Origin of the sequence: Pseudomonas sp. GZD-209 (genome assembly GCF_049310485.1) — a bacterium.
Taxonomy (GTDB): domain Bacteria; phylum Pseudomonadota; class Gammaproteobacteria; order Pseudomonadales; family Pseudomonadaceae; genus Aquipseudomonas; species Aquipseudomonas sichuanensis.
The window spans coordinates 1-3,943 of record NZ_JBMOWQ010000255.1; the positions used below are offsets into that span (position 1 = coordinate 1).

Here is a 3,943-nt window from a genome sequence, read left to right on the forward strand (position 1 = left end):
CAAGCATGAAACCCCCTCTCCAACCGCTCTGGGGGGGATCTCGCTCCCCCCTCGATGAGGTCAGTCGGGAATACGCAATACCTGCCCCGGGTAGATCTTGTCCGGGTGCTTGAGCATCGGCTTGTTGGCCTCGAAGATCTTGTTGTACTGGTTGGCATTGCCATACACCTTCAAGGCGATGGCACTGAGCGTGTCACCCTTCACCACGGTGACGAACACCGCCGCCTGGGCAATTGGCCCGGTGACAACGATCTGGTCCTCCACCGCAGCCACACCGGCAATGTTGCCGGCCGCCAGGATGATCTTCTCCTTCTCTTCCTGGCTGCTGACCTCGCCCTTGAGGATGATCTTGTCTCCTTCTACAGTGGCCGAGATGTTCGGGTTGCCCAGGCCAACGCTTTCGACGTGTTTCTTCAACTGCTCCTCGGCATTGGCATTGCCCGGGGTCAGCAGGTCGATCAACTTCTCACCGGCTTCCTTCACGAAACTGAACAGGCTCATGTGGCGCTCCTTTAGGGTGAATCCGTGGAAGCAGGAGTCTAGGCCAGGATCCCGCCCCCCGCCCCTGTGCGACCAATCGACGCGGTCTATCACGGCATAGACGCTAGCGATTAGACGCCACCTGCCCGGCGGCCTAGGCTTGTGGCATCAAACTGCCGCCGGTATTCGCCCCGATGAACAGCAAGCCTCCGGTCTGCGCGGCGCCTTCGTCATTCGATCTGCCCGCCGCCAGCAACACCTACGACTACCTCGAGCTCACCGATGCTGCGCGTGACAGCACGCCGCTGGCCGAGGAAGTCGCGCTGGCCATCGTCTACAACGGCCTCAACCAGGCGGTGATGCTGGTCAGCCCCACCGACCTTGAAGACTTCGCGGTCGGTTTCAGCGTCGGCAGCGGCATCGTCAGCGGTACTGACGAAATCTACGACGTGAAGCTCTCCGGCAGCGGCTCGGCCTTGTATGCCGACCTGGAAATTTCCAGCCGTGCCTTCTGGGACCTGAAGAACCAGCGCCGCCAGATGGCCGGCACCAGTGGCTGCGGCCTGTGCGGTGTCGAAGCCCTGGAGCAGGCGCTGCCCGAACTGACGGCACTGCCCGGGGCCCCCTTGCCCCCGGCCCATTGGCTCAAGGACCTGCGCCAGCGCATCGATGCCTTCCAGCCCCTTGGCCAGCACTGCGGCGCTGTGCACGCCGCGCTGTTCATGGACTGCGACGGCCAGCTGCTGCTGGGCCGCGAGGACATCGGCCGGCACAACGCCCTGGACAAGTTGATCGGCGCCCTGCTGCGCCAGCGCATCGACACCACGGGTGGCCTGGCCATCGTCACCAGCCGTTGCAGCCTGGAACTGATCCAGAAGGTGCTGCGCGCCGGCATCCAGACCCTGGTCAGCCTTTCGGCGCCCACGGGCCTTGCCCTGCAATGGGCACGCAAGCACAACCTCAACCTTATCCATCTGCCCAAACACAGCGCACCGCGGGTATTCAGCCCAGCGGCGGAGTAGTAACAGCCGTGACCTCGTATGAAAAACTCCCGGACAACGCCCCCGCCTCTTCCCCTCGCTACAAGCCTTACCCCGGCCCCGCCGGTGGCTGGGGCGCGCTGCGCAGCGTGGCCAAGGCCTGGGTCGGCAGCGACAACGCCCTGAAGAACCTGCGCGCCCTGCTCAAGACCAACCAGAACGGCGGCTTCGACTGCCCCGGTTGCGCCTGGGGCGACTCGCCCGAGAGCGGCATGGTCAAGTTCTGCGAGAACGGCGCCAAGGCGGTCAACTGGGAAGCCACCAAGCGCCGTGTCGATGCGGCTTTCTTCGCCCGCTACAGCGTCAGCGCGCTGCGCCAGCAAAGCGACTACTGGCTTGAATACCAGGGCCGGCTGACCGAACCGATGGTCTACGACCCGGTCACCGACCGCTACCAGCCGATCGAATGGGACGCGGCCTTCGCGTTGATCGCCCGCCACCTGAACAACCTGGCCAGCCCTGACCAGGCCGAGTTCTATACCTCCGGCCGGGCCAGCAACGAGGCGGCGTACCTCTACCAGCTGTTCGTGCGCGCCTACGGCACCAACAATTTCCCCGACTGCTCGAACATGTGCCACGAGGCCAGCGGCGTTGCCCTCGGCCAGAGCGTTGGCGTGGGCAAGGGCACGGTCACCTACGACGACTTCGAACACGCCGACGCGATCTTCGTCTGGGGCCAGAACCCCGGGACCAACCACCCGCGCATGCTCGACCCGTTGCGTGACGCGGTGAAGCGCGGCGCCCAGGTGGTGTGCGTCAACCCGCTCAAAGAGCGTGGCCTGGAACGCTTCCAGCACCCGCAGAACCCGCTGGAGATGCTGACCAACAGCGATCGCCCGACCAACACCGCGTTCTTCCGCCCGGCCCTGGGCGGCGACATGGCACTGCTGCGCGGCATGGCCAAGTTCCTGCTGCAGTGGGAGCGCGAGGCGCAGGCCAAGGGCGAACCGGCGATCTTCGACCACGCCTTCATTGCCGAGCACGGCCATGGCGTGGACGAGTACCTGGCGGTGGTGGATGCCACGCCCTGGGAGCAGATCGAGGCGCAGTCCGGCCTTGCCCTGGCCGACATCGAACTGTCGGCGCGCATGTACTGCAAAGGCAAGCGAGTGATCATGTGCTGGGCCATGGGCATCACCCAGCACCGCCACTCGGTGCCGACCATCCAGGAAATCGTCAACCTGATGCTGCTGCGCGGCAACCTCGGTGCACCCGGCGCAGGCCTGTGCCCGGTGCGCGGCCACAGCAACGTGCAGGGTGACCGCACCATGGGCATCAACGAGCGCCCACCGGTGTTCCTGCTCGACGCCATCGAAAAGCGCTTCGGCTTTAGCGTGCCGCGCCACAACGGCCACAACACCGTCGAAGCGATCCACGCCATGCTCGAAGGCCGGGCCAAGGTGTTCATCGGGCTGGGCGGCAACTTCGCCCAGGCCACCCCGGACACCGAACGCACCGCCCAGGCCCTGCGTAATTGCGAGCTGACCGTGCAGATCAGCACCAAGCTCAACCGCAGCCACCTGGTCCATGGCAAGCAGGCGCTGATCCTGCCGTGCCTGGGCCGCACCGATATCGACCTGCAAAGCGATGGCCCGCAGGCGGTCACGGTGGAGGACTCGTTCAGCATGGTCCATGCCTCCAACGGCCAGCTCAAGCCTCTGTCCAGGCAGATGCGCTCCGAGCCCGCCGTGGTCGCCGGCATCGCCGCCGCCACCCTGGGCAAGCAGCCGGTGGACTGGCACTGGCTGGTGGCCGATTACGACCGCATCCGCGCGCTGATCGCCGACACCATCCCGGGGTTTGCCGACTTCAATGAGCGCCTGCGCCTGCCGGGCGGTTTCTACCTGGGCAACAGCGCTGCCAGCCGCCAGTGGAAAACCGCCACCGGCCGCGCCAACTTCAAGGCCAACCTGCTGCCCGACAGCCTGCTCGACGAGCGGGTGCGCGCCAGCGGCCAGTTGCCGGACCTGATCATGCAGTCGATGCGCTCGCACGATCAGTACAACACCACCATCTATGGCATGGACGACCGCTACCGCGGCGTGCGCGGCCAGCGCGACGTGCTGTTCGCCAACGAAGCCGACATCGTCCGCCTGGGCTTCCAGCCGGGGCAGAAGGTCGACATCGTGTCGTTGTGGGGGGATGAGCATGTACGCCGGGTGCAGGGTTTCACCCTGTTGGCGTTCGACATTCCTGCCGGGCAGGCCGCTGCCTATTACCCCGAGGTGAACCCGCTGGTGCCGCTGGAGAGCATTGGCGAGGGCAGCCATACACCGACGTCCAAGTTCATTGCCATCAAGCTCGAGCGGGCGCGGGACGACGGGCGGATCATCTGAATTCGCAGATACTGCGTGGGAGCGGGCTTGCCCCGCGATAGGGCCTGCCGCCGAAACGGGGATGCCAGGCAGGGCCTATCGCGGGGC

3 protein-coding genes are annotated in these 3,943 nt (G+C 65.7%); 2 read left to right on the forward strand and 1 reads right to left on the reverse strand.

The genetic code is table 11. The annotated features are described in order from the left end of the window. Positions 1 to 60: 60 nt before the first annotated feature. Complete coding sequence (gene lysM, locus ACO6VM_RS25210; protein ID WP_401057529.1) at positions 61 to 501, reverse strand: peptidoglycan-binding protein LysM; 441 nt, start codon at positions 499 to 501, stop codon at positions 61 to 63. A gap of 173 nt (positions 502 to 674) precedes the next feature. On the opposite strand from lysM, the gene fdhD reads away from it, so the two are divergent. Then, positions 675 to 1,502 carry a formate dehydrogenase accessory sulfurtransferase FdhD gene (gene fdhD / locus ACO6VM_RS25215; protein WP_401057528.1) on the forward strand — a complete coding sequence of 276 codons (828 nt, stop codon included), beginning with the start codon at positions 675 to 677 and terminating at the stop codon, positions 1,500 to 1,502. 8 nt (positions 1,503 to 1,510) lie between these two features. Next, entirely contained in the window at positions 1,511 to 3,856 is a 2,346-nt protein-coding gene (locus tag ACO6VM_RS25220; protein ID WP_422403974.1) for an FdhF/YdeP family oxidoreductase, read from the forward strand. Positions 3,857 to 3,943: the final 87 nt, after the last annotated feature.